Annotated in this window: 22 protein-coding genes, 1 tRNA gene and 1 pseudogene; 11 read left to right on the top strand and 13 right to left on the bottom strand. The window is 63.2% G+C overall.

Features of this window, described 5'->3' with window-relative positions; genetic code table 11:
- Positions 1-15 precede the first annotated feature (15 nt).
- Positions 16-438 carry an acyl-CoA thioesterase gene (locus ACZ1G8_RS09080; protein ID WP_472679107.1) on the bottom strand — a complete coding sequence of 141 codons (423 nt, stop codon included), beginning with the start codon at positions 436-438 and terminating at the stop codon, positions 16-18.
- Positions 439-528: 90 nt separating this feature from the next.
- Here ACZ1G8_RS09080 and leuC point away from each other — a divergent pair, with 90 nt between their 5' ends.
- The 8 genes from leuC to ACZ1G8_RS09040 all read left to right on the top strand — a co-directional run bounded on the left by leuC (position 529) and on the right by ACZ1G8_RS09040 (position 5853).
- Entirely contained in the window at positions 529-1965 is a 1437-nt protein-coding gene (leuC, locus tag ACZ1G8_RS09075; RefSeq protein WP_472679106.1) for a 3-isopropylmalate dehydratase large subunit, read from the top strand.
- Positions 1966-2004: 39 nt separating this feature from the next.
- Positions 2005-2163, top strand: coding sequence for an isopropylmalate isomerase (locus ACZ1G8_RS09070; RefSeq protein WP_472679105.1), 159 nt, complete (start codon positions 2005-2007; stop codon positions 2161-2163).
- On the top strand, positions 2163-2774 hold the full coding sequence (gene leuD / locus ACZ1G8_RS09065) for a 3-isopropylmalate dehydratase small subunit (protein ID WP_472681229.1): 612 nt from the start codon (positions 2163-2165) through the stop codon (positions 2772-2774). Before ACZ1G8_RS09070 ends, leuD begins: the two co-directional genes overlap by 1 nt.
- A complete protein-coding gene (locus tag ACZ1G8_RS09060; protein WP_472679104.1) occupies positions 2771-3769 on the top strand; it encodes an NADPH:quinone oxidoreductase family protein in 999 nt (332 codons plus the stop codon). The genes leuD and ACZ1G8_RS09060 overlap by 4 nt, the downstream gene beginning before the upstream one ends.
- Before the next feature lie 75 nt (positions 3770-3844).
- On the top strand, positions 3845-4171 hold the full coding sequence (locus tag ACZ1G8_RS09055; protein WP_472679103.1) for a DUF1476 domain-containing protein: 327 nt from the start codon (positions 3845-3847) through the stop codon (positions 4169-4171).
- A gap of 6 nt (positions 4172-4177) precedes the next feature.
- Complete coding sequence (locus ACZ1G8_RS09050) at positions 4178-4411, top strand: BolA/IbaG family iron-sulfur metabolism protein (RefSeq protein WP_472679102.1); 234 nt, start codon at positions 4178-4180, stop codon at positions 4409-4411.
- A gap of 38 nt (positions 4412-4449) precedes the next feature.
- Positions 4450-4782, top strand: a complete 333-nt coding sequence (gene grxD / locus ACZ1G8_RS09045; protein WP_472679101.1) for a Grx4 family monothiol glutaredoxin — start codon at positions 4450-4452, stop codon at positions 4780-4782.
- 288 nt (positions 4783-5070) lie between these two features.
- On the top strand, positions 5071-5853 hold the full coding sequence (locus ACZ1G8_RS09040) for an NUDIX hydrolase (protein ID WP_472679100.1): 783 nt from the start codon (positions 5071-5073) through the stop codon (positions 5851-5853).
- A gap of 41 nt (positions 5854-5894) precedes the next feature.
- On the opposite strand, the gene ACZ1G8_RS09035 is transcribed toward ACZ1G8_RS09040, so the two are convergent.
- Positions 5895-5971: transfer RNA gene (locus tag ACZ1G8_RS09035), tRNA-Arg, on the bottom strand.
- A gap of 60 nt (positions 5972-6031) precedes the next feature.
- Between ACZ1G8_RS09035 and ACZ1G8_RS09030 the strand changes: the two genes are divergently transcribed.
- A complete protein-coding gene (locus ACZ1G8_RS09030; RefSeq protein ID WP_472679099.1) occupies positions 6032-6769 on the top strand; it encodes a queuosine precursor transporter in 738 nt (245 codons plus the stop codon).
- A 67-nt stretch (positions 6770-6836) separates the two neighbouring features.
- Here the strand turns inward: ACZ1G8_RS09030 and ACZ1G8_RS09025 are convergent, their stop codons facing one another.
- The 10 genes and pseudogenes from ACZ1G8_RS09025 to ACZ1G8_RS08980 form a co-directional block, all read right to left on the bottom strand.
- Complete coding sequence (locus ACZ1G8_RS09025; RefSeq protein WP_472679098.1) at positions 6837-9812, bottom strand: TonB-dependent receptor; 2976 nt, start codon at positions 9810-9812, stop codon at positions 6837-6839.
- A 209-nt stretch (positions 9813-10021) separates the two neighbouring features.
- Complete coding sequence (gene virB11, locus ACZ1G8_RS09020) at positions 10022-11047, bottom strand: P-type DNA transfer ATPase VirB11 (protein ID WP_472679097.1); 1026 nt, start codon at positions 11045-11047, stop codon at positions 10022-10024.
- Between the two features lie 16 nt (positions 11048-11063).
- A complete protein-coding gene (locus ACZ1G8_RS09015; RefSeq protein ID WP_472679096.1) occupies positions 11064-12161 on the bottom strand; it encodes a TrbI/VirB10 family protein in 1098 nt (365 codons plus the stop codon).
- Positions 12161-12928, bottom strand: a complete 768-nt coding sequence (locus ACZ1G8_RS09010; RefSeq protein WP_472679095.1) for a TrbG/VirB9 family P-type conjugative transfer protein — start codon at positions 12926-12928, stop codon at positions 12161-12163. Before ACZ1G8_RS09010 ends, ACZ1G8_RS09015 begins: the two co-directional genes overlap by 1 nt.
- Positions 12925-14115 carry a TrbL/VirB6 family protein gene (locus tag ACZ1G8_RS09005; RefSeq protein ID WP_472679094.1) on the bottom strand — a complete coding sequence of 397 codons (1191 nt, stop codon included), beginning with the start codon at positions 14113-14115 and terminating at the stop codon, positions 12925-12927. Before ACZ1G8_RS09005 ends, ACZ1G8_RS09010 begins: the two co-directional genes overlap by 4 nt.
- The gene (locus ACZ1G8_RS09000; protein ID WP_472679093.1) at positions 14112-16541 is read right to left on the bottom strand and encodes a VirB4 family type IV secretion/conjugal transfer ATPase; all 2430 of its coding nucleotides are present in this window, start codon (positions 16539-16541) and stop codon (positions 14112-14114) included. The genes ACZ1G8_RS09005 and ACZ1G8_RS09000 overlap by 4 nt, the downstream gene beginning before the upstream one ends.
- Entirely contained in the window at positions 16531-16815 is a 285-nt protein-coding gene (locus ACZ1G8_RS08995; protein ID WP_221429147.1) for a VirB3 family type IV secretion system protein, read from the bottom strand. Before ACZ1G8_RS08995 ends, ACZ1G8_RS09000 begins: the two co-directional genes overlap by 11 nt.
- Position 16816: 1 nt before the next feature.
- Positions 16817-17122: a TrbC/VirB2 family protein gene (locus ACZ1G8_RS08990; protein ID WP_221429148.1), complete on the bottom strand. Its 306-nt coding sequence runs from the start codon at positions 17120-17122 to the stop codon at positions 16817-16819.
- Between the two features lie 6 nt (positions 17123-17128).
- Positions 17129-17727: pseudogene (locus tag ACZ1G8_RS08985) on the bottom strand (lytic transglycosylase domain-containing protein).
- 194 nt (positions 17728-17921) lie between these two features.
- Positions 17922-18305 carry a hypothetical protein gene (locus ACZ1G8_RS08980; RefSeq protein WP_472679092.1) on the bottom strand — a complete coding sequence of 128 codons (384 nt, stop codon included), beginning with the start codon at positions 18303-18305 and terminating at the stop codon, positions 17922-17924.
- A 241-nt stretch (positions 18306-18546) separates the two neighbouring features.
- On the opposite strand from ACZ1G8_RS08980, the gene ACZ1G8_RS08975 reads away from it, so the two are divergent.
- Together ACZ1G8_RS08975 and ACZ1G8_RS08970 are read left to right on the top strand one after the other, a co-directional pair.
- Positions 18547-20127, top strand: coding sequence for a hypothetical protein (locus tag ACZ1G8_RS08975; protein WP_472679091.1), 1581 nt, complete (start codon positions 18547-18549; stop codon positions 20125-20127).
- A gap of 110 nt (positions 20128-20237) precedes the next feature.
- The gene (locus ACZ1G8_RS08970) at positions 20238-22994 is read left to right on the top strand and encodes a TonB-dependent receptor domain-containing protein (RefSeq protein ID WP_472679090.1); all 2757 of its coding nucleotides are present in this window, start codon (positions 20238-20240) and stop codon (positions 22992-22994) included.
- A gap of 87 nt (positions 22995-23081) precedes the next feature.
- Here the strand turns inward: ACZ1G8_RS08970 and ACZ1G8_RS08965 are convergent, their stop codons facing one another.
- On the bottom strand, positions 23082-23756 hold the full coding sequence (locus tag ACZ1G8_RS08965; RefSeq protein WP_221552439.1) for a response regulator transcription factor: 675 nt from the start codon (positions 23754-23756) through the stop codon (positions 23082-23084).
- Between the last annotated feature and the right edge of the window lie 57 nt (positions 23757-23813).

Genomic DNA, 23813 nt, shown 5'->3' with positions numbered 1-23813 from the left:
CAGCGCAAAGCCTGACTACGCTTCTGGCGATGCTTTGCGCGTATCGATGCCGAAATAGTCGCGTGCCACCTCGCGGCTGATCCGCGCAGGCATGTGGCTTTCCGCATCGAGGCAGCACCACATGCTCTTCACCTCGGCAAGCACATCCTCACCGCGGCGAATCACCGTATTGTAGAAGCTGCGCGCGCCTTTGATCTTCTCGAGCACCGTCTCTGCGATCACCTCGTCGTCGAGGAAGGCAGGCTTGCGATAGGTAATCTCGTGCTTGAGCGCGACCCAGGCCTTGCTCGCCACCTCCTCTGCAGGGGCGAGTTTCTGCCAGTGCGCGAGGACAGTGTCCTGCACCCAGTTCAGGTAGCGCGCGTTGTTCACGTGCCCCATGAAATCGATATCCGCGGGCAGAACTTTGATCGGAAAAGAGAATGGCTTTGCTGACATGAGTGTAAGTAAAGCATAGAAAGATGAAGTTTGGAAGACTCTGGATTTGCCTTTTTGCACCTGTCCCGAACTGGGGCCACACCCTGAGGCATGGCCAGCAAACCGCGCACACTTTATGAGAAGATCTGGGATGCCCACGTGGTCGAACGGCAGGACGATGGCACCTGCCTCGTCTATATCGACCGGCACCTGGTCCACGAAGTCACCAGCCCGCAGGCTTTCGAGGCGCTGCGGCTAGCAGGGCGCAAAGTCAGGCGTCCGGACCTCACGCTGGCAGTCCCCGACCACAACCTGCCCACGACCGCGCGCAAGGCCTCCGACGGTTCGCGCCTACCCATCGAGGACAAGCAGAGCGCCGCACAGCTCGCCGCGCTAGAACGTAACGCCCCCTCTTTCGATATCGACTATATCGACGCGGTCGCGCCCGAGCAGGGCATCGTCCATGTCGTCGGCCCGGAGCAGGGCTTCTCGCTTCCCGGCGCTACCATCGTTTGTGGCGACAGCCACACCGCGGCGCATGGCGGGATCGGCGCGCTGGCTTTCGGGATTGGCACGAGCGAAGTCGAGCATGTGCTCGCCACGCAGACACTGCTGCTGCGGCCTTCCAGGACCATGGAAGTCCGCGTTGAGGGCAAACTCGGCCCGGGCGTCACGCCCAAGGACCTCATCCTCCACATCATCGGCGTGATCGGAACCGCGGGCGGGACCGGCCACGTCATCGAATATCGCGGTGACGTATTCGAGCGCATGAGCGTCGAGGGCCGCCTGACCGTTTGCAACATGAGCATCGAAGGCGGCGCGCGCGCCGGACTGATCGCGCCCGACGATGTGGTCTTCGATTACTTGAAGGGACGCCCTTACGCACCGAGCGGCGAGGCATGGGACAAGGCGGTCGCATGGTGGCGATCGCTCGCCACCGATACCGGAGCGAGCTTCGACAAGTCCGTCGTGATCGATGCCGCCAATGTCGAACCAACGGTCAGCTGGGGTACCAGCCCGGAAGACGTGGTCGCGATCGGCGGCAGCGTCCCCTCGCCCGAGAGTTTCGCAGATCCCTCGAAACAGGAAGCAGCCCGCAAGAGCCTCGATTACATGGGCCTCGCCCCCGGAACTCCACTGGAGGACGTCGAGGTCGAGAACATCTTCATCGGCTCTTGCACTAACAGTCGGATCGAAGACCTGCGGGCTGCTGCCGAAATCCTCAAGGGCCGCAAAAAGGCGGCGAACGTGCGCTGGGCCATCGCCGTGCCGGGTTCGGGTCTCGTCAAGCTGCAAGCCGAGGAAGAAGGGCTCGACCGCATTTTCACCGATGCCGGTTTCGAATGGCGCGAACCGGGCTGCTCGGCCTGCCTTGCGATGAACCCCGACAAGGTCCCGCCAGGCGAACGATGTGCATCTACTTCGAACCGCAATTTCGTCGGCCGTCAGGGCCCGGGCTCGCGCACGCATCTGCTCAGCCCCGCCATGGCCGCTGCTGCCGCGGTAACCGGTCGGCTCACCGATGTTCGCAAGTTGATGAGCGAGTGACCTCTTGCCCTTGCCCGCGTCAAATCCCATGAGGGGGTCATGACCAAACTACCCAAAGGCAAGGCCGCCATCGCAGGGGCCATCGGCTCCGCCGCCATCGCCGCCGCGCTGCTCTATGCGAACAAGCGCCGCGAAAAGAAGAACAAACCCAAGCAGCCCGGGCCGATCCCCTCGGGTGAGAAGCCGGAGACAGATTGATGGACAAGGTATCGACAATTTCCGGCCGGGCGATCCCGCTGGGCCTCAAGAATGTCGATACCGATGTCATCATTCCCGCGCATTGGCTGAAAACGGTCAGTCGTGAGGGGCTCGGCAAGGGTGCCTTCGAGACGATCCGCGCGGCCCCGGGAAATCCCTTCGATGTCGAGGATTTCGCGGGCGCCCCGATCCTGATCGCTGGAGACAATTTCGGTTGCGGCTCGAGCCGTGAACACGCGGCATGGGCCATGCTCGACATGGGACTGACCGCAGTCATCGCGCCGAGCTTCTCGGACATTTTCTCGGGCAATGCGTTCAAGAACGGCATCCTGGCGGTCGAATTGCCACAAGAGCAGGTCGATCGCCTGCTCGAAGTCGCGAAAGAGCACCCGATTACCATCGATCTGGAAAACCAGGTCGTTACCACGCAATTTCAGGATCGCTTCGCATTCGAGATCGATCCCTTCCGCAAGCATTGCCTGATCAACGGTCTTGACGAGATCGGGCTAACGCTCGAGCGCGACGAGATTATCGCAAAACACGAAAAACAACGCGCCGGAAGCCTCCCATGGCTCGATGCGCCCACGAAACACCGGAGAGAACCCGCATGAAAGCTGTCCTGTCGAAAGAAACCGGCGGTCCCGAAACCCTCGTCGTCGAGGACATCGAAGCCCCCACGCCGGGCAAGGGCGAAGTCCTGATCGACGTGGCAGCCTGTGCGATCAACTTTCCAGACACGCTGATCATTCGTGACATGTACCAGTTCAAACCCCCGCGCCCCTTCGCCCCGGGTGGCGAGATCTCGGGCACGATCGAGGCACTGGGCGAAGGCGTCGAAGGCTTCGCGGTCGGCGACAAGGTGATCTGCGGCGTCGGCAATGGCGGCCTGCAGGAAAAGGTCGCGGTAGCCGCCGCGCGCCTGTTCAAGGTACCTGAAGGCATCGACCTCGTGCAGGCATCGGCGCTGCTCATGACCTATGGCACCACGATCCACGGCCTCAAGGACCGCGGCGACATCAAGGAGGGCGAGACCGTCCTCGTGCTGGGCGCTGCAGGCGGCGTGGGTCTTTCTGCGGTCGAACTCGCCAAGGCCTATGGATGCCGCGTTGTCGCTGCCGTCTCTACGGAAGAAAAGGGCGAGGTCGCGAAGAAGGCCGGTGCCGACGAAGTGGTGATCTACCCGCGCGCCCCCTTCGACAAGGACACCTCCAAGCAACTCGCCAACGACTTCAAGGCCGCCGTCGGCCCCAATGGTGCGGATATCGTCTACGACATCGTGGGTGGCGACTATTCCGAACCGGCTCTGCGTTCGATCGCCTGGGAAGGCCGCTTCCTCGTGATCGGCTTCCCCGCAGGTATCGCCAAGATGCCGCTCAACCTCACCCTGCTGAAGAGTTGCGACATTCGCGGCGTCTTCTGGGGCGCGTTCACTGCTCGCGAGCCGGAGCGCAACAACCAGAACATCTCCGAGCTTTTCGACCTTTGGAAGGCGGGCAAAATCAACCCGCTAGTCAGCGAGACGTACCCGCTCGAACGTGCGCACGAAGCGATTGCCAAGCTGGAAAATCGCGGCGCTATCGGAAAACTTGTCGTCACGATGGACTAATCCGTCGCCACACCCTTGCCGCTATGCCGTGCGATGCCTATTCGGCAGGGCAACCAATCTCCAAGGGGACAGGACATGACCGACTTCAAGGACCGCGAACGCGGCGAAGAAACAAAATACGCTTTTGACCAGGAAACCGAATTCAAGATCGCTGCGCGCCGCAATCGCCTGCTCGGCGAATGGGCTGCAGGTCTCATGGGCCTGACCGAAGAGGAAACCGACGCTTACAAGAAAGCGGTCGTCCAGGCCGATTTCGAGGAAGCCGGTGACGAGGACGTTGTCCGCAAGCTGCTCGGCGACCTGACCGCCGCCGAATGCGATGTCAGCGAAGCCGACATCCGCGCCAAGCTGGAAGAATGCGCCGTCGAAGCGCGCCGTCAGTTCATGAGCGACCAGAAGTAACCCACCATGCCGATGCCAGCCGAAGACATCGTCGCGCTGATCGAGGCCGCGCTTCCCGGCGCCGAAGTCGAGATGCGCGATCTTGCGGGCGACAACGATCACTGGGCGGCCAAGGTCACCGCGCCGCAATTCGCCGGCAAGACTCGCGTCGCCCAGCACAAGATGGTCTACGAAGCACTGGGTGAACGCATGGGCGGCGAACTCCACGCCTTGCAACTGACCACGCAAGCACCCAACTGACAGCCAGACATTTTCGCTAAAGCAAAGGCAGGACACCCATGTCCGACGTAAACTCGCGCATTTCCGACATCGTTGGCAGCAACGACGTCGTTCTCTTTATGAAGGGCACTCCGCTCTTCCCCCAGTGCGGCTTCTCCAGCCGTGCGGTTGCTATCCTCGACCATTGCGGCGTCGCTTATGACAGCGTCGACGTGCTGCAGGACATGGAAATCCGCCAGGGCATCAAGACCTATTCGGATTGGCCGACCATTCCCCAGCTCTACGTGAAGGGCGAATTCCTCGGCGGCAGCGATATCATGATGGAGATGTTCGAGGCCGGCGAACTCCAGCAGCTGATGGAAGAAAAGCAGGTCGCCAAGGCCGAAGGCTAAGACACAGCCGAACCAGAAACGGGAAAGGCCCGCCCGGGGGACTGCCGGGCGGGCCTTTTTGTTCGTTCGGGGAGGCGGACCGGGAGACCAGAAGGGTCCGCCTCTCGAAGACTAATGGGACGCAGGAAGATATGCACGCCGCGTGCCAAAAAGGCCGATGCCGCACGCTGCCTGCCTTGCGGTGGTTAACACCAACTTTCCGCATCCGGCTTTTGTAAAAATTCCCGACAGAACGCATTAACCTTCTCGTGCTTGGCATTCGCGCGCAATCCCGCCACACAGGTCCGCATGACGATTAACCCTGGCGACAGTCCCGAAGGCATTCCCGCAGCTACCGTCGTGATCTTCCGCAGAGGGCCGGAAAATGGTCCTCCCGAAGTCCTCATGACGATCCGGTCCCGCGAGATGGTTTTCGCAGGCGGCATGGCCGTCTTCCCTGGAGGGCGCGTGGATCCAGCCGATTTCGATCTCGGTGCGATGATGGGCGGTTCGCTCGAGCCCGACGAGGCGGCCCACCAGATCGCCGTCGTGCGCGAGACGCTGGAGGAGACCGGCCTCGTGATCGGTCTTTCGGGAGATATCGATGCCGAGAAGGCTCGGGCGGCGCGCCGCTACCTGCTCGAGACAGGCGATCTTGCCAGCGTGCTCGATCATTTCGACTGGTCGCTCGATCTCGACCAGCTGACGCCCTTCGCTCGCTGGTTCCCCAAGAACGAAAAGCTCTCGCGCGTCTACGACACCCGCTTCTACATCGCTGACCTCGGCACCGGTGCCGTCGAAATCGAGGCCGATTTGTCCGAGAACACACACCTGTTCTGGAGCACCGCGCAAGGTGCGCTCGATGCGGCCGAGCGCGGCGATATCAAGCTGATCTTTCCCACCCGCCGCAACCTTGAACGTCTCGCGTTGTTCGACGACTTCGCCGCGGCCAAGGAACAGGCGGATCGCATCCCCGTGCGCACTATCACGCCATACATGGGCAAGCGCGAGGGCAAGAGCTGGCTCGAGATCGGTGAAGACCTGGGATATCCGGTGACCGGAGAGCCGCTCGACACCGTCGCGCGCGGCTGACCAAACCCGCCCTTGAGGACCAAAGCGGTAGTGTAAGAGTTTGGCGCGCCCGGCAGGACTCGAACCTGCTGCCTCAAGATTAGAAGTCTCGCGCTCTATCCAGATGAGCTACGGGCGCGCGCCAGCGTCGCCATAACGCGGCTTTGCCCGAGCGCCAATCAAGGATAGGCAGCGCGCTATGGAAAAGCCCGAGAGCCCCGCTGTGCCGCAAGGACACCGTTTCCGCTATTACGATCTCGTGATGGCGGCATTCGTAACCATCCTGCTGCTGTCCAACCTGATCGGCGCGTCCAAGCCGAGCTATGTCGACCTGCCGGTCATCGGGCAGTGGTCCTTCGGTGCGGGCGTGCTGTTCTTCCCCGTAAGCTACATCATCGGCGACATCCTGACCGAGGTCTATGGCTATGCCCGCGCGCGCCGAGTCATCTGGACCGGCTTTGCCGCGCTGCTCTTCATGGCTTTCATGGCCTGGGTAGTGGTCCAGTTGCCGCCTGCAGAGGGCTGGCCGGGGCAGGAATCCTACGAGTTCGTCTTCGGCAACAGCTGGCGTATCGTGCTCGCATCGATGGTTGCCTTCTGGGCGGGCGAATTCGCCAACAGCTTCGTACTCGCCAAGATGAAGGTGTGGACGCAGGGCAAGCACCTGTGGATGCGCACGATCGGCTCGACCGTCGTCGGGCAGGGGCTCGACAGCCTTATCTTCTACCCCCTCGCCTTCTGGGGCCTCGCCGGCTGGCCGGTCGAGCTCTTGTGGCAGGTGGTCCTCTCTCAGTGGCTCATCAAAACGGCATGGGAAGCGCTGCTGACGCCGGTGACCTACCTCGTCGTCGGCAAGCTCAAGCAGGCAGAGCAGGTCGAGATCTTCGACACCGACACCGATTTCTCGCCCTTCGCAACGAGCCGCAGCGAAGCTTAGGAGCGGGCACGAAAAAAGGGGCGGCCCGAAAACCGCCCCTTCCTCTCCCCTTTGTGATCCAAGCGGATTAGAACTTGGCACCCACCGCGATGCCGTAGCGCCGCGGGTCGAGCGTGAAGATGTTGCTGAACAGACCCGAACTCGCGTCGGTGACATAGAGGCCGGTCTCCGAATCCGAGTCGAAGATGTTCTGCACGAAGGCCCTTGCGTAGAACCGATCGCTGGCATCGTTGAACTGGATCTGCGCATTCGCCTGGACGAACGGTGCGATCCGGTTGACGGTGCCGTTGAACACGTTGCCGTACTGCTCGCCTGTGAAGGCGATATCGAAGCGCGGGACCAGCGTTGCGCCGTTGCCGAACTCCGCCGTGTACTGCACGCCGAACGATGCCTTCATTTCGGGCGCCTGCGGCAGCTTGTTGCCCTTCAGGTTGACCTGGACACCCGGGCTCAGGACCGAGACCGATCCGAACAGGCCGACGAGAGTCGGGTTTGCCGACTGGGCTTCGAGCACCGAACAGATGCTGAAGGCACCCGAGGAGGCAATGCCGCCGTCCGCAGGGAACTCGGTCGGGCCCTGCAGGCCGAGGCTGCCGTTGACCGCAGCCACGAAGCCATCGGCACCGGCACCGGTGACGGCACAGTTGGCACCGTTGGTGATGTCCTTGATGATCACCGCGTTGGGGTCGCCGCCGCCCGGATCGCGCGGGTTGGAGAAGAACTGGTCTCCGGCAACCTCTGCGTTGAGGAACGACAGGTTCATGTTGACGAGCCAGTTGTAGTCCGGACGAAGGATCGTCTCGAACTCGAGGCCCCAGATATCGGCGTCGATCGTGTCGTTGACCGAAGTGCGCGCGATAATACGGCTGAGCTGGAGGTCCTTGTACTTGTAGTAGAAGGCCGTTGCGTTGAACTGCAGCGTGCCGTCGAGGAATGTGTTCTTCGAACCGATCTCGAAAGCGTCGATGCTCTCGGACCCGAAGGTTTCCGACACCTCGAAAATAGGCTGCAGCGGCGGGTTGATACCACCCGACTTGTAGCCGCGCGAGTAGGACGCATAGAGGTGGTTGTCCGGCGAGATCTCATAATCGATCACGAAGCGACCGGTGATCTCGTCGAAGTCCGCAGTGCGTTCCTGCAGCAGCTGGTTGCCTGCACGCCCCGGATCGGCATCGAACAGCCCGACGAAGGGTGAGTTGAACGGCTCGTCGGTGCCGAACGGGTTCAGGAAGCTCGCCAGCGTCGACCGCGCGACGTTCGTCTTGCTGTCGTTGTTGTAGCGCAGACCGCCGGTCACCTTGAGGCGATCGGTGACGTCGAAATAGACCTCGCCGAAGATGCCATAGCTCTCCAGCTTGAAGTCCAGCGTGTTGTTGCGGAAGAACGAGGTAGCGAGATAGCTCGGCGGCAAGTTCGTCGCCGGGTTGCCGTCAAGAATGCTCGGGAAGGTATTGAATGCCCCGAGAATGCCCGTGATGTAATCGATCGCGAAGCTGTTGACGTAGTAGCTGTTCTCGGTCGTGTTCCGGTCGGCGTAGATACCGCCGAGCAGGAAGTTGAACGGTCCGTCGAAGTCGCTCGAGAGGATCGCCTCGACCGACCATGCCTTGTCGTCCTGGTTCGAACGGTCAAACTGCAGGCCGCTGTCGGCGCACAGGAAGTTGCCTTCGAACAGGCCAAGGTTCCCGTTGTCATTGTCGGACGTACACAGCGTGCCCGAAGGCCCGTTGGGGATCAGTCCGTTTGAAATCGGCGCGAAATACGCACTCGAGCCCGGAACGAAGCCGAGGATAGCCCCTGTGCCCGGATCGGTGATCGGCACACCGCTGGTACCGAAGAGCTGCAGCGTATTGAGCGCGGTTGCATAACCGGCGCGGTCGCCGATCGCGAGGTTGTAGTCCTGCCGCGAATCGACGCTGACTTCCTGGTAGGTCCCCGTGATCGAGAGCTGCAGATCCCCGAAGTCCTGTTCGACATGGGCCTGCAATTGCAGTTCGTCGGCAAAGTACTCGGGAGTGAACGCGGTGTTCACGACGCGGGAGTCCGCAGGCGTGTCGACATTGGCGTAGATACCGCCGTCATAGAGGCTTCCGAGGCCGAAGCTCGCCGGGATACCGCTGATCGCGAGGAACTCGCTTGAACCCAGCGTACCGGTGAAGGTCGCATTCGAGTTGTTGCCTGAGAAGTCGCGCCGCGAATTGAGGCAGCCCAGCACGCCGGTCGGGTCGTACTGGCACTTCTGCTTCTGGATGCGGAGGCGGTTATCGTCTTCGCGGAAATAGTAGGCCATCAGGTCGATGGTCGTGTCCGGACCCGGTTCGACACGCAGCGAGCCACGGATGGCATACATTTCGCGGTCGTCGATATCGCTCCCGTCGAACAGGTTCTCCGTATAGCCGTCGCGGTCGAGCCAGTAGCCAGCGACACGCAGGCCGATCGCATCGCCGATCGGAACGTTGACCATACCCTTGGCGCGGAGCGAGTTGTAGTTGCCATATTCGAATTCGGCTGCGGCACCGAAACCCGAAAGGTCGGGCTTGGCGGTCACGACGTTGACCACGCCCGACGTGGCGTTGCGGCCGAACAGGGTGCCCTGAGGGCCGCGAAGGACCTCGACGCGCTCAAGGTCGAAATATTCGGTCTCGAACAGACGCGTACCGAAAAGCGGCGCGGAGTTGAGGTGGATGGCTGTCGCGCTGTCGCAGGTCACACCGACGCAAAGGTCGCCGATTCCGCGGATCGTGAAGCTCGATGCCGTGAAGTTGGACTTGGTGAAAGAGACGTTCGGCAGCGTCAGCTGGAGGTCGCTAGCGTTTTCGATCTGCTGGGCCTCAAGTGCCTCGGTGTCGAAGGCGCTGACCGCGATCGGCACTTCCTGCAGGCTCTGCGCCTGGCGCTGAGCGGTCACGATAATGACGCGTTCGGTGGTCGTTTCTTCTGCGATGCCGGACTCGTCGCTGTCTCCGGTAACATCCTGCGCATAGGCTGGAACGGCAATCGCACCGGCACAGATGCCGGCCATCAGGGAAGCCCTGATCCTCATAATCCCTCTCCTCTCCGATGGCCTTCTCTCTGGAGGCCTGGGTTCGAGGCTATCACACATTCGTATGCGCGCAAGTTTTCACGCATTAATCTTGCGCAAAAGCAACCTTTCGCGACGCTATGTTGCAGTGCAGCAATTTCACGAAATGCAATTGACGTTACGGCATGGCCGCCAGCCAAAGGGTGCCGCTACGGCACCCGTCAGAATTGTCAAATAAGGTCGGCGCTCTGCGCAATCTGCGAAATACCGCGCTTGCCGCTCGAATCGCGGCTAAGCTGCACGACGACATCGATCACGCTGGCAGCGTAGGCGATGGTATCCGCACGCGTCAGGCCGATGCCGGTCTGCATCACCATCAGCGACAATTGCTCTAGCGCGCCGCGCAGGCTGTTGGCATGGATCGTCGAGAAGCTTCCGGGGTGACCGGTGTTGATGGCGCGAAGGAAGCTAACGCTTTCCGCGCCGCGCAGTTCGCCTAGCACGATCCGGTCGGGCCTGAGGCGCAGCGCCGCTTGCAGCAGTTCGTTCGCGGTCACCTTGGCTTCGCCCAGTTCGCCCTTCACCGCGACCAGGCCTACGCCGTTCTTACCCGGCAGCTTGAGCTCGGGCGTATCCTCGACGAGCACGACGCGCTCCTGCTTCGGGATTTCGCCCAGCATCGCATTGAGGAATGTGGTCTTGCCGGTGCTGGTACCGCCCGAGACGAGGATCGTCTTGCGCTGGCGAATGGCTTCGCGAAGGAAAGCGACCGGTTCAGCCTGCGGATCGGGCATCGGCGCAACCGCGCCCTTGCCGAGCGGGCCGGAATCATAAGCATCGAGCGGCAGGTCGAGGCGGCGATGGCGACGGATCGCCATGGCCCAGTGCTTGCGTGCGGCTGGCGGGCCGCAGAACTGGACGCGAGCGCCATCGGGAAGCGTGGCGCCGAGCAACGGATGTTCGCGGTTGATGCCCTGGTGGCTGACACGCGCGACCTGCTCGGCAAGTCGCTGGATCAGCCGGTCATCGATGTCGGGCCGTTGGATGCGCTGCATGCCGCCGGCAGCCGCATCTTCCACCCAGACCTCGCCCGGCTTGTTGACGAGGATTTCGGTAACGGTGTCGCGCTCGAGCCATTCGGCGAAGGGCTTGAGATATGCATCGAGATAGACGCTGCGCTCGCCGTGAAGGTCGACATTCGGCGCATCCTCTTCCGGATGATCGTCCGGCAGGAAAGGATGGATATCGGCGCTCACGTCTCTTCCGCCTGCCTTAATTGACGCGCGAGAAGTCGAGGTCGCGGGCGGTGAAGATACGGATCGGTTCGCCGATCTTCACGCGGACCGTGGGACTGCGTTCGCCATCCTGCTGGGCTGCGGTAGCGGCAGCCGACTGGCTCGCCCCGCCCAGCACGATGCCGCCTGCCCCGCCGGTCGCGATCGTGCCGAGGCCGCCGACGACCGACAGCAGCATTGCCGAACCGAAACGGTTGAAGAAGCCGTTACCCGACACCTTGCCGGCAAGGCCCGTGGTGCCGTCGAAACCGATGGCGGGCGATGCGAGGTTCACCGATGCACCGTCCGGACGGATGAGGCGGGTCCAGATGACATAGGCGCGCTTCTGACCGTTCTGCATGCCTGACTGGTACTGGCCGATCAGGCGGCTCGAACGCGGCACGAGGATGCGCGAGCCATCGAAGCTGCGCACATCCTGGCTCACCACGGCGCGGACGTAGCCGGGCACGTTGGTATCGATCGCGGTCTCGAGGATTGCGGGGATGAGCGTGCCCTGCGTGACAGTAGTCGAGGGATTGGTCATCGCCTTGGCCTGCGCGGGAGCGCCGCCCACGCCGCCGACGCGGCTGGCGAAATCGGTCGCCGAGTTGCCGGTGGCTTCACCTGCTGCTGCAGCGACGCCGTCAGCGGTCGGATCGACCAGGCCGACAGCAGAGCCGGCATCGAAGACGACAGTCGGATTGTTGAACGGATTGCCGGCCGGCACAGCCTCGGGGGATGCCGCAAGGACGGGCGCCGGTGCCATTACAGGCGCCGCGGCCGCTTGCGGGACGGGGTTTGCAACGGGCGGCTGGACCGGAGCCACGATGGGCACTGGCGCAGCAACGTCGGGATTGCCGATGCCTTCGGTTGCCGGCGTGCGCGCGGCGTTCATGCTCCACAGCGTTACCGCGCCGAGACCGGCAACGATGGCGATGCCCGCCACCATGCCGAGCGCATCGCTCTTGCCGCCAGGGCGCGCCACCGCCGGGAAGGCGTTGCGCTGCGCGAGATCGATGACCTCCGCATCGCTCTCGTCGCGCGGATCGATGTCGTTTGCGACACCCTTGGTCGAGGTCTTCAGGGCACTGCGCATCAGCTTTCTCCCCTCTGGGCAAGCGACGTATCGCCGAGATCGCGGCTTTCGGTGCTGCGCACCGGTCCGGAATTTACCAGCGTCGCGCTTTCCTCGCCCGAACGCAGGATGATCGAGCGCGGCACTCCGTCGATCACGACGGTGTCGCCGCGAACGGTATAGTTGACCGGACCTTCGTCGCCCTTGGCATTGGTGACGAGGATGGCCGGTACGTCGCGGCCGTTGGTCCATGTGAGGAAGGTAGCTTCGCCGTCGTCGAAGGCTCGTTCGGGCAGGAGCGCCTCATTGCCCTCGCCGTTCCAGGCGAAGTTGAGGTCGGCCGGATCGACCGAAGCGAACGGATCTTCCGGCGCAGCGGGTTCCGCCTGCGCGAGTTCTGCCTTGCGGGCTTCCTCCTCCGGATCGACCGGGTAGTTGAAGCGCAGCACGTAGACCGGCTTCGCATTGGGGCTGGCTACAAGGTCGAAGAGGTAGGTGCGCTTGCTCGTTACGACCGTGAGGTTGGTCGCAGCGCGCACTTCGAGCGGCTTCACGAAAAGGATGTTGGCGCGCTTGTTGGGCGTCACCTGCCAGGTCTGCGAATTGCCGATGGCGACATTCTCGATCACCTCGTCTTCGCCGAAAACGATGCTGGCCTGTACGTTCACGCGGCCGGGCAGCGTGACGACGGAAAACTCGTCGTAGACGACTTCCTGCAGTCGCGGATCGGCCTGTGCCGGAACCGCAATGACAGCGAGCGCGAGCGCGGGGATAAACGCGCGTTTCATGACTTATTCTCCGTAGAAGCATCGAGGCTGCGCGGCGGGGCGGACTTGAAGCGGCTGCCGATCCCTGCCGTGCGGCTGGGCCCGCTGCTAGCGGGCGAGAGCTGAGCGCCACCTGAAGGGGTGGCATAGACCTTGGTGGTGCGCGAACCTTCGCCGCCTTCGCCGCCTGCGCCGCTATCGTTCGCGGCCGAGCCGGTCGAGAGCGCCGATACGTCGATGCGGCGCGCCTGGTCGCTCGCCTGCGTAGCGGCCTGCGCCTGGGCGAGCGGTTGCTGCTGGTTCGTGACAATGGGAGCAGAGGCGGGCCCGGAAGCCGTGCCGCCGTCTTCCTTCGACGGGACGAGGCCGAACACGCTCCAGCCCGATACCATCGCGCCTGCGACCTTGAAGACGATCACCATCAGCGCGACGTGCACCGCGCCGATCATGAAGAATGCCATGCCGGCCTGCGCGGGCACTACGCCCGGCTGCTCGGTCAGGGCCGAGAGGATCGGGACGGAAAGCTCGAGCATAATGGAGCCACCCAGCACCGCGAAGAGCGGTGCAAGCGCGCACATTACAAGGCCCTTGAGCCAGCCCGTGAACAGGCCGCGTGTGCCATTGAACAGCGCGAGCACCACGAAGATCGGGCCAAGCGCCACGAGGATGCCGAGTGCGATCTTGGTCGTGACCAGAAGGCCGACGGTCCCGAGCATGAACAGCATGGCGCCGAGCCACATCATGCCGTGCGGCGAGAATGCCGAAAAGTCCGAATTGTTGCCGCTGGCTTCCTGTATCGCGATGAAGACCACGTCGATCTTTTGCGCAAAGACGTCCGTCGCCGAACCTCGCGTGCCGGTCAGGATGCCGGCGAGATAGTCGGGCGTGCCGACGAAGATGTTCCACACGACGCTCTGGTAAGCGACCCAGCTGGTGGCGAAGGTCAGCACGAGACCGAGCGTCATCATGCGCGGGATCAACGCGCGGACGCCGATATTGGTGCGACCAGTCAGCAGCAGGTAGCCGAAGATCGCGACGTAAAGCGTGAGAAGGATCGTGAGCGTCGTGCCAAGCGCGCCGCCAGGTGCGAACAGCTTGCCGAAGGCAGCCGCGCTCGCTTCACCGGCAACGCAGTCGACGCCGCGCAGTGCTGCTGCGACACCGTTGCCTACCTGTTCGGTGACCTGCTGGCAGTTCGCGCTGGTCATTCCGCAGCCAGTCCGATCTCGATATCGTCATTGGCCTCGTTCGCCCCGCCCGGCCACGCAGTGCCGGTGAGCGCGGGGAACCAGTCGGCGGGCGCATCGCCCATCGCCTGGCGCAGGGTGTCGAGACGGCGGACCGAGCTTTCACGGCCCGAAAGCAGCGTAAGCACTTCAGGCGCGCCCGAAAGGTCGAGACGCACGACGACGCTTGCGTCCGGCTGGCGCACGAGGAAGCAGCGGCTGTGCGCGGGAAGCGTACGGATCAGTGCCAGCTCGTGGCTGGTGAGGCCAAAGCCATCGCAGTAATCCTCTGGCCGCGCACGCGAGTTGGGCATGAAGACCATGGTCGCGGTCTGCTCGACCAGCGCGGTCGAGATACGGCTTTCCAGGGCATCGCGCGCGCTCTGCGTGGCGAAACCGACAAGCGCATTGCGCTTACGCAGCGTCTTCAGCCAGTCGCGGATGCGTGCGGCGAAGACCTCGTCGTCCAGCGCCTTCCACCCCTCGTCGATGAGGATCATGGTCGGCTTGCCGTCCAGACGCTCCTCGATACGGTGGAAGAGATACATCATGGTCGGAGTGCGCAGCTTGGGATTTTCAAGCAGCGCGGTCATGTCGAAGCCGAGCACGCGGGCATCGAGGTCGAGCTTGTCTTCCGGGTTGTCGAACAGCCATGCGTTCTCGCCCTCACCGATCCATGCGCCGAGACGATCGGCAAGATCACCCGGCACCGGACGTCGGCTACCCGAAAGCAGTTCCTTGAAATGACGCAGGCGGCGAAGCGAAGCATCGTTCGCATAGGCAGCATCGACCGCATGAGCGATCGTCGCCTCTTCCTCCGGCCCATGGGCCTTGAGCAGCACGCCCAGCCAGTCGCGAAGGAATGCGCGGTTGGTCGGCGTGTCTTCGAGCGCCATCGGATTGAATCCGGTGGGGTGGCCTGCACGGATGCTGTCGTAACGCCCGCCGATGCCGCGCACGAAGAGCTCTGCACCGCGATCCTTGTCGAACAGGATCGTGCGGGGCGCGAACTTCTGTGCCTGAGCGGCAAGGAAGTTCATCACCACGGTCTTACCCGAACCCGAGGGCCCGATGACCGAGAAGTTGCCGAGGTCGCCGTGATGGAAATTGAAGAAGAACGGCGTCGCGCTGGTGGTTTCCAGCAGCGTGACCGCATCGCCCCAGTGGTTGTCGTAGGCCTGCCCGAGCGCGAAGCCGTGCAGGCTGCCGAAGCTCGCCATGTTGGCGCTGGAGATCAGCGCGCGGCGTACGAGATAACCTTCGTTGCCGGGGAACTGGCCCCAGAATGCCGGCTCGAGATTGGTATCTTCGCGCACGGCAATCGCGCCGGTGTCCGCAAGCGCGGCGGCACAGGCGGCAGTTGCATCGTCGAGGCGGCCGAGGTCGCGTTCCTTGACCATGACGGTGAGGTGATGGTCGCCGAAGCCGACGGCTCCTGCACCAAGCTCGTCACGCGCGGCCAACATGTCTGCGCGTTCGGCGGCGGCTTCTTCGTCCGCGCTCTTCAGGCGGCGGATCGCGAGGTCCATGCGCTCACGAGCCGTCTGGCGCTCGGTCGGCGCATAGCTTTCCGACACGATCATCTCGAATGGCAGGCGCAGCAGGCCGTCGAGCAGGCCCGGGCTGGTCGCTTCGGGGTAGTCCTTGAGACCGAGTATGGCGGCGAAATCGGGCGAGCCCGAACCGCGCTGCTCGATCGCGTCGAGGCCGAAGCTCACGCGGCGATAGGGCAGCATCATGCCGAGATCGACGTCTTCGCTCGGCTTGCGCACCGGGCGCATCTCGCCGTTGTAGAGCGCGGAGAGCAGCTCGAGCATTTCCGAATTCAGATTGCCCTGCGGCCCCGTGTATTCGCCGAGCACGCTCGCCCCGTAGGACTGGAGCGAGGCGACGAGACCTTGCGCTGCCGCACGCAGCGAACGCAGGTCCTTGGGATCGGCTTCGAGCCGGTCCTTCTGGCGGCGCAGCGTCTTGCCCACACGCTCGACAAGGCCGGCCTTGCCCCGCGCGGGGCGGCGGATCAGCGTGATAAACTGGTCGTTCACGAACAGCTGGCCCGAACCGAGGCGTTCTTTCCAGCGAGCATCGATGTGGCGACTGATCGGATCGGGGAAGGTGCCATCGAGCTCGACCGACACGCGGCGGCGGATGACGTGGTGATAGAGCACAAAGCGCGCATCGAGCGTCGAGCGAAGCATGACCTCGCGCGTCGCCGCATGGGCATTGAGCGCCTCGCTATCCTCGGTCTCGAACAGGAGGCCGGGGACCTGGATGGCGGTCATCACGCTGCCGTCGCGCAGCAGGACGGTGTTCTCGTCGACCAGCCGCGCATAGGGCAGGCGGTCGCCGGCACGGGCTTCCTTCGAACTCCAGGCGGCAGGGCCGATCCATTTGCCGTTACGCGGCATAGCTGTTGCACCCCCAATGCTTGTAGTTCTTCACGCGGGGGCACTTCGAGACCTTGGTGATCCAGAGGTCGAAGATGCGCGGCTCGCGAAGGCAGGCGAAGTAGCCGACACCGTGCATGACGAGCGCTGCGAAAAGCGCCCAGAAACTGCCGGTGATCAGGAAAATCTCGGTCGTCACCACCCCGTTGATGATGAAATAGTTGAACGTTACGCCCGCGAACATCTGCGGACGCGTAAGCGCTCTGTGGACGGGGTGGCGAACGAGGGCGGTCATCTTATGCCGCAACCTGCTGGATGCCGGCGACGATCGATGCCGCGCCGAAGAGGATGAAAACACCGATGATCACGGTTGCGCCGAAACGCCAGTTCAGCCGGCCGGTCAGCATCATGAAGCCGACCGCAGCCACGGCCATCACGGCAACCGCAGTGGCGACATTGCCGAGCAGCGTTCCCTGCAGCCAGCCGAGCGCGTTGACGATCGGGCCCGAACCGGCCGGATCGTTCGTCTGCACCTGCGCCATCGCGGCGGTAGGACTTGCAAGGGCCAGGATGACGGCCAGCTTTGCGAAAAGCGATTTCAAGTTTTCTTACTCCCGTGAGTGATCTGCGAGCCGCCCCATGATCGAGGCGACGTAATTCTGGGTTTCGCGGATACGCGGGATCCCCCCGCACGTTCGACCCGTCCGGGTCCCGCATTATAGGCGGCGAGCGCCTTTTCCAAATCGCCGTCGAAACGGTCGAGCTGTTCGCGCAGGTACCGCGCACCGCCTTCGAGATTGGCGAAGGGGTCGCGCGGGTCCACGCCAAGGTCGCGCGCAGTGCCCGGCATGAGCTGGGCGAGGCCCTGTGCCCCGACCGGGGAAACCGCATCATGCCGCCAGCGGCTTTCCTGCCAGACCATCGCTTCGATAAGCGAGGCGCTGAGGTCGTACTTGGCCGAAAGCTCGGCGACCTTGGCCTGGTAGGCAGCGGGCACGCCGCGGGCATGGTGTGCCGGATCCGAGGCGATCGTGTCCGGCACGTAAATCTCTGCCGGAACTTCCTCTACCGGAGCGGCAAACATGCTTGCAGGAGGCTGGACAGCAGCAATGGCAGTGCCCCCGCCGGCCTTCCAGCGTGCACCGTCATCATCGATCTCAATTACATCCGCCTTCGCCGGGAAGACGGCCAGCGCGGTGCAAATCAATCCCGTCACCAACGCCGGGTGTGTGCAGATCATGTCGTACACCCTCCGTGCGGCCCCAATGGCCTTCATACATGACAGTAGGGTGACGTAAGCATGAATATGGTAAATTTGCCCCTAAGCGGCGCAAATAAAGCCCGCACCACCGATAAGGCGATGCGGACCAAGGGGGCTCTAGGCCCGGTGGTGGCCGCCAGTTAGCGGCTCGCGAGCGCTGCGTATCTCTGGAAATCGCCGCTTTCGAGCATGGCGAGACCGCGGCGTCCGAGAACGCGCGAATCCACCCATTCTCCGGTCGAAGTCTCGAGCTCGTAGCGGTCAGCATTGCGGGCCGCTGCACTGAAGCGAACGCGGGCTTCTTCATAATTGCCCAGCCGCGCGAGGGCGATGCCGTGATTGATCTGGCGAGCAGGATCGCGGTGCGAAGATTTCTCGCATTCCTCGATCGCGGCAAGCGCTTCGTGATCGTGACCGGCGATCAGCTCTTCATAGCCGATATCGAATTCCGTTTCGGGTGCGGTGACGACCAGGGCGGAGCTGTCGGCGACGACCAGAAGGGTGGCAGCTACGAGCAAGGACATTGGTTTTCTCTCCCAGACTTATGGGAGCGAAATACCTCGCCGGAAAACCGACTGCAACAAAACCGTCACATTGTCACAAAACTGAAATCTACGATCTTCGTGCCACAGCTGTTGAAACTGCAACACAACGGTCACGAACCAACACAAACTGTCACACGGCGTCCCTAGCTGGCGAGTCGCGATCAACGAATTCGCATTCGAAATCTCGACTTTCTTCCCGGTTTTTGAGGGGACCGAACCCGTGACCAATTTCCATCGCTCGCTTATCCTTGGCGCCTCCGCAATCGCTCTTGCCGGCTGCGGCGCCGACGAAATCGTCTCGCCCGGCACCGGCGGCAACATCACCATCAACAACGGCAATGGCGGTGGCGGCACGCCGACCCCGACGCCGACCCCGACCTCGGGCACGCTCGTCACCCCGTCAGCAGGCTGCCCGACCATCGCCGACGCGCAGGGCCTAACCGACGACGGCACAATCAGCGGCCCGACCGGCGAATACCGCGTCTGCACTATGCCCGCTCGCTTCAACGCCAGCTCGACCCTCCCCTACATCGAAGGCCTGCTCTATCGCATGAACGGCCGCGTCGATGTCGGCACCGACGGCGGTCCGGCTCCGGACAACAGCGACGGCCTCGACGACACAAATGTCGAGCTGACCATCGAACCGGGCGTAATCGTCTACGCTTCGGGCTCGAGCTTCCTCAACGTCAACCGCGGCAACACGATCAGCGCCGTCGGCAGCGCCAGCCGCCCGATCATCTTCACCAGCCGCGACAACGTGCTCGGCATCAACAACGACAGCTCGTCGGGCCAGTGGGGCGGCGTCGTCCTTTCGGGCCGCGCTCCGGTCACCGACTGTATCGCTTCAGGCGCAACCCCGGGCAGCGTGAACTGCGAACGCCAGGTTGAAGGTGCTGCACAGCCGGCCATCTTCGGCGGTGCGACCCCGGACGACAGCTCGGGCGAGATGAGCTACGTACAGATCCGTTACTCGGGCTTCGTCCTTTCGGGCGACAGCGAGCTTCAATCGCTCACCACCGGCGGCACTGGCTCGGGCACCGTGCTCAACAACATCATGAGCTACAACAGCTCGGATGACGGCGTCGAATTCTTCGGTGGCCGCGTGAATGTCCAGAACATGATCGTCGTCGGCGCGGAAGACGACAGCATCGACACCGACACCGGGGTAAAGGCAAACCTCCAGTACGTCATCGCCATCCAGCGCCCCGGCGCCGGCGACACGATCATTGAGGCCGATTCGGACAATGCCTTCAACGAAAGTACGCCGCGCCAGAACACGCGCATCTCCAACGCCACCTTCGTTCACCAGCGCGCCGACGACCAAGTCGTCCGTATCCGCGGCTTCGCCGACTACTCGATCGCCAACTCGGTGATCGTTTCGACCGAAGGCACGCCCTGCCTGCGCATCGACGGTCCGGAAGAGCTGAACCGTGCGGCTAACGCTGCCATCGACGAAGCCGGCCCGGTCGCCTTCGACTCGCTCGTGCTCGATTGCGCAACCGCATTCCGTGACAGCTCGGGTGTGACCGCAACGGAAATCGAAACGCGCTTCAACGCCGGCACCAACACCAACTCGGCATTCACCAACACGCTCGCGATGCTGTTCCTCAACGGCAGCAACGAAGACGCCGTGCCGGTGTTCGACGTGTCGGCCTGGGATGCCTTCTTCGAGACCCCGGCCCGTATCGGCGCCGTCTTCACCGAGAACCAGGACTGGGTGAACGGCTGGACCTGCAACTCTGCCACCGTGACCTTCGACAGCTCCGTGTCCGACTGCACGAGCCTGCCGGTCTACAACTGATCGCATGATCGGGGCGGGGTTCGCGCATCGCCGCGCGACCCCCGCCCCAACCCGTTTCCGGGGCCTTGCCCCGCCACTGATACCGACCTGAATTCGAGGGGGTCATTCATATGTCCACTGGCAAGCAGCTTGCAGGGCTGCTCCTGCTTTCCACCGCCCTGACCTTCCCGGCTGCCGCGCTTGCGCAGAGCACCGGAGCAGAGGGGCCGCCGCCGACCGAAGAGGAAGTTCCCGACCAGGAACTGACCGAGGACGTCGATGCGGCAAACGACACCGTCCCCGGCGATATCGCCGAGGAAGAGCAGCAGGCAGAGCCCGACATCTCGATCCCCGGCGGCACCATCGTCGTCACCGGTCGTCGCACGCGCGACGTGACCCGCGCCTCGCCGCAGGTCGTCACCGTTCTCGACACCGAGAGCATCGCCCGCACGGGTGAAGGCGACATCGCGGGCGCACTCAGCCGCGTGACCGGCCTCTCGCAGCAGAACGGCCTCGTCTATGTCCGCGGTCTCGGCGATCGCTACTCGCTCGCACTCCTCAACGGCCTGCCGCTCCCCTCTCCGCAGCCGCTGAGCCGCGTGGTCCCGCTCGACATCTTCCCGACCAGCGTTGTCGCATCGAGCCTCGTCCAGAAGACCTATTCGGCCAACTTCCCCGGCGAATTCGGCGGCGGTGTGGTCAACCTGACCACTCGCGCCATTCCGACCGAAGACTTCGTGACCATCAGCGGTTCGCTGAGCGGTGACAGCGAGACCACCTTCGGTCCCGGCTATACATATTTCGGCGGCGACTACGACTGGACCGGCTTCGACCAGGGCCGCCGCGACGTGTCGAACTACGCCAACCTCCAGGGCTTCTTCGACAGCGGCGCCCGTATCGGCGATCCCGACGTCAACGTTCAGGGTGTCCTGCAGGACCTCAACGATCCCACCCTCTACCTGCTGCAGAAGATCGGCGACCTTCCGGCGAACTTCTCGGCCGGCATTACCGCGGGTACCTCGCTCGACGTCGGCTCCGACGGCATGCTCGGCATCATTGCCACCGCCTCGATCAGCAACAAGTGGCGCAACCGCTTCATCACCAAGCAGACCGCGGTGAACGAGGACCTCGACCTCGACACCGACTTCCGCGAGTTCACCACGGATAACCGCGTGCTGACCAACGCGCTGCTCGGCTTCGGTCTGGAAATCGGCGAGCACAAGTTCCGCCTCACCAACCTTTTCATCCACGACACGCTCAAGCGCGCGTCGCTCGAACAGGGCATCGACTTCCAGGACGATGACGAAGAACTGATCCAGGACACCGCGTGGTTCGAACGCCAGCTGCTCAACAGCCAGTTCGTCGGCGAGCTCGAATTCGGCGACCTCTCGGTCGACCTTCGTGCCGGCTACGCCCAGACGCAGCGCGAGGCACCGTTCGAGTGGACCTTCGAGTATGTCCGCACCAACAACGCGAACGATCCGTTCGGCGACGTCTTCCTCAACACGCTCGACCCCCAGCGCGGCGGCGCCATCGTCTCATTCTCTGACCTGACGGAAGACCTCTACTACGGCGGCATCGACGTCGGCTATTTCGTGAACGACTGGCTCAACGCGACGGTTGGCTATGCCTATACCGACACCAGCCGCTTCTCGACCCGCCGCGAGTTCGACATTCGTGCATCCTCGGGCTTCCCCGAAGTCTTCGGCGCGTTCCGTCCGGACAACCTGCTCGGCGATGCGCTGATCGGTTTCGCCTTCGATCCGGCGGCGCAGGCAGAAGCTGGCATCGGCCCATACAACCTGACGATCTTCGAGACGACGCAGGCCGACCCGGCTTTCCAGGCTGACCTCGAGATCCACGCGGCCTACGGCAAGATCAACCTCCGTCCGTTCGAAACACTCTCGCTCGACGTTGGCGTGCGCTACGAGGATGCAGTGCAGTCGGTCGAGGCCGTCGAAGTCTTCGCCAGCCCGCTCGGCTCCACCTCGGGCACGCAGCTTGAGAACGACTACTGGCTGCCGGGCGGTACGCTGACTTGGGAACTGACCGACGCGCTGCAGTTCCGTGCCAGCGCCTCGAAGACGGTTGCCCGTCCGCAGTTCCGCGAGCTGATCTTCCAGACCTATTTCGATCCGGAAACCAACCGTCAGTTCAACGGTAACCCGCGTCTGGTCGACAGCGAGCTGACCAACTTCGAAGCACGCCTCGAATACTACATCGGTGGTGGCAGCCGCGCGAGTGTTGCCGGCTTCTACAAGGACATCGAGAACCCGATCGAAGTCTTCACCAGCTTCTCGGACAACGAAATTGTATCGGGCTTCGCCAATGCGCCCTCGGCCGAGCTGTTCGGTGCAGAGGTCGAGTTCCAGTACAATTACGATCTCGTCGACCTGGGCGGCTGGTTCGAGAGCCAGCAGCTGGTTGCGATCGCGAACTACACCTACACCCAGTCGGAGATCAAAGTCGGTCCGGACGATATTGCGCTGGTCTTCCCCTTCGCGGACCAGCCGGCGACGAACTTCTTCGATGACGGCGTTCCGCTCACCGGTCAGTCGGACCACCTCGTGAACCTCCAGCTCGGCCTCGAGGATCTCGATCGCCTGAGCCAGTTCACCGTGCTGCTCAAATACGCCAGCGAACGGGTCACCGGCCGCGGTGCAGGCCCGCTTCCCGACATTATCGAGAAGCCGGGTCTCTCGGTCGATTTCGTGGTCCGCCAAGGCTTCGAGGTGTTCGGCGGTAACGAGCTCGAAATGAAGCTCGAGGCGCGCAACCTCACCGGCCGCGATTACGAGGAATTCCAGACCAATGGCACCACCCGGATCGACATCAACAGCTACGATGTTGGCCGGAGCATAAGCCTGGGTGCTTCGCTGAAGTTCTGAGCTCCCCATCTCCTCGGAACGAACTAAAGGGCCGCACCCGTGAGGTGCGGCCCTTTTTGCGTCTGCCTTGGGATAGGGTCGTAAGCTCTAGTGGCTGTCGTATACGTAGCCGAGCGAGCGGACCGTGCGGATCGGTTCGCCTGCGCCGACCTTGCGCAGGGCCCTGCGAAGGCGGCCGATCCAGACGTCGACCGTCCGCTCGTCGATCGGTGGGTCCTGCTTGCCGAGGCCGTCGATCAGCTCGGTGCGGCTCATCACGCGGTCGGCGTTTTCAGCGAAGAAGCGGAGCAGCCGGAATTCGTTCGGGCGGAGGGAAATGGGCTTGCCGTGCCAACGCGCCTGCAGGGCGGGCAAGTCGATCTCTAGGTCGCCAAGCTGGAATGGCTGCGTCGAAACGGCGGCCGCCCTGCCGGTACCCAGAGCCAGCACACGGTCGAGGACGGTCGTGCGATCGGTCGGACCGACCATGTAGTCGTCCGCACCGGCGGCCAGCGCGCGGCGCTTGTCCTCGGGATCGCAGCCTTCCAGCACCATGGTAATATGGGCATCGGCGGTGCGAGGGTCTGCGCGCAGGCGGCGACACATCTCGAGACCGGAAAGCTCGTCCATGACCCAGTCGACGAAGGCGCAGACCGGCCCGTCGAGCAGGCGCTGCGGCCCGGCTTCGGTGAGTCGGTCGAATACGAAACGCGTATCGCCGTGGTCAAAATCGGCGAAATCGGATGCATCTTCGCCGGTCAGCAGAATAGTTGTCACGTTCACGCCCGGGCGGTCCCTGTCCCCTGGAATACGCGAACAGCGATGGCCCAGACATGTGAC

The sequence above is a fragment of the Qipengyuania sp. BR81-2 genome (assembly GCF_055693895.1).
Note: the sequence above shows the minus strand (reverse complement) of the source record. Positions and strands in the feature narration are given on the sequence as shown.

Coding starts and splice junctions, on each gene's coding strand:
- ACZ1G8_RS09080 (WP_472679107.1), bottom strand. CDS start 438: ATGTCAGCAAAGCCATTCTCTTTTCCGATCAAAGTTCTGCCCGCGGAT.
- leuC (WP_472679106.1), top strand. CDS start 529: ATGGCCAGCAAACCGCGCACACTTTATGAGAAGATCTGGGATGCCCAC.
- ACZ1G8_RS09070 (WP_472679105.1), top strand. CDS start 2,005: ATGACCAAACTACCCAAAGGCAAGGCCGCCATCGCAGGGGCCATCGGC.
- leuD (WP_472681229.1), top strand. CDS start 2,163: ATGGACAAGGTATCGACAATTTCCGGCCGGGCGATCCCGCTGGGCCTC.
- ACZ1G8_RS09060 (WP_472679104.1), top strand. CDS start 2,771: ATGAAAGCTGTCCTGTCGAAAGAAACCGGCGGTCCCGAAACCCTCGTC.
- ACZ1G8_RS09055 (WP_472679103.1), top strand. CDS start 3,845: ATGACCGACTTCAAGGACCGCGAACGCGGCGAAGAAACAAAATACGCT.
- ACZ1G8_RS09050 (WP_472679102.1), top strand. CDS start 4,178: ATGCCGATGCCAGCCGAAGACATCGTCGCGCTGATCGAGGCCGCGCTT.
- grxD (WP_472679101.1), top strand. CDS start 4,450: ATGTCCGACGTAAACTCGCGCATTTCCGACATCGTTGGCAGCAACGAC.
- ACZ1G8_RS09040 (WP_472679100.1), top strand. CDS start 5,071: ATGACGATTAACCCTGGCGACAGTCCCGAAGGCATTCCCGCAGCTACC.
- ACZ1G8_RS09030 (WP_472679099.1), top strand. CDS start 6,032: ATGGAAAAGCCCGAGAGCCCCGCTGTGCCGCAAGGACACCGTTTCCGC.
- ACZ1G8_RS09025 (WP_472679098.1), bottom strand. CDS start 9,812: ATGAGGATCAGGGCTTCCCTGATGGCCGGCATCTGTGCCGGTGCGATT.
- ACZ1G8_RS09015 (WP_472679096.1), bottom strand. CDS start 12,161: ATGCGCAGTGCCCTGAAGACCTCGACCAAGGGTGTCGCAAACGACATC.
- ACZ1G8_RS09010 (WP_472679095.1), bottom strand. CDS start 12,928: ATGAAACGCGCGTTTATCCCCGCGCTCGCGCTCGCTGTCATTGCGGTT.
- ACZ1G8_RS09005 (WP_472679094.1), bottom strand. CDS start 14,115: ATGACCAGCGCGAACTGCCAGCAGGTCACCGAACAGGTAGGCAACGGT.
- ACZ1G8_RS09000 (WP_472679093.1), bottom strand. CDS start 16,541: ATGCCGCGTAACGGCAAATGGATCGGCCCTGCCGCCTGGAGTTCGAAG.
- ACZ1G8_RS08995 (WP_221429147.1), bottom strand. CDS start 16,815: ATGACCGCCCTCGTTCGCCACCCCGTCCACAGAGCGCTTACGCGTCCG.
- ACZ1G8_RS08980 (WP_472679092.1), bottom strand. CDS start 18,305: ATGTCCTTGCTCGTAGCTGCCACCCTTCTGGTCGTCGCCGACAGCTCC.
- ACZ1G8_RS08970 (WP_472679090.1), top strand. CDS start 20,238: ATGTCCACTGGCAAGCAGCTTGCAGGGCTGCTCCTGCTTTCCACCGCC.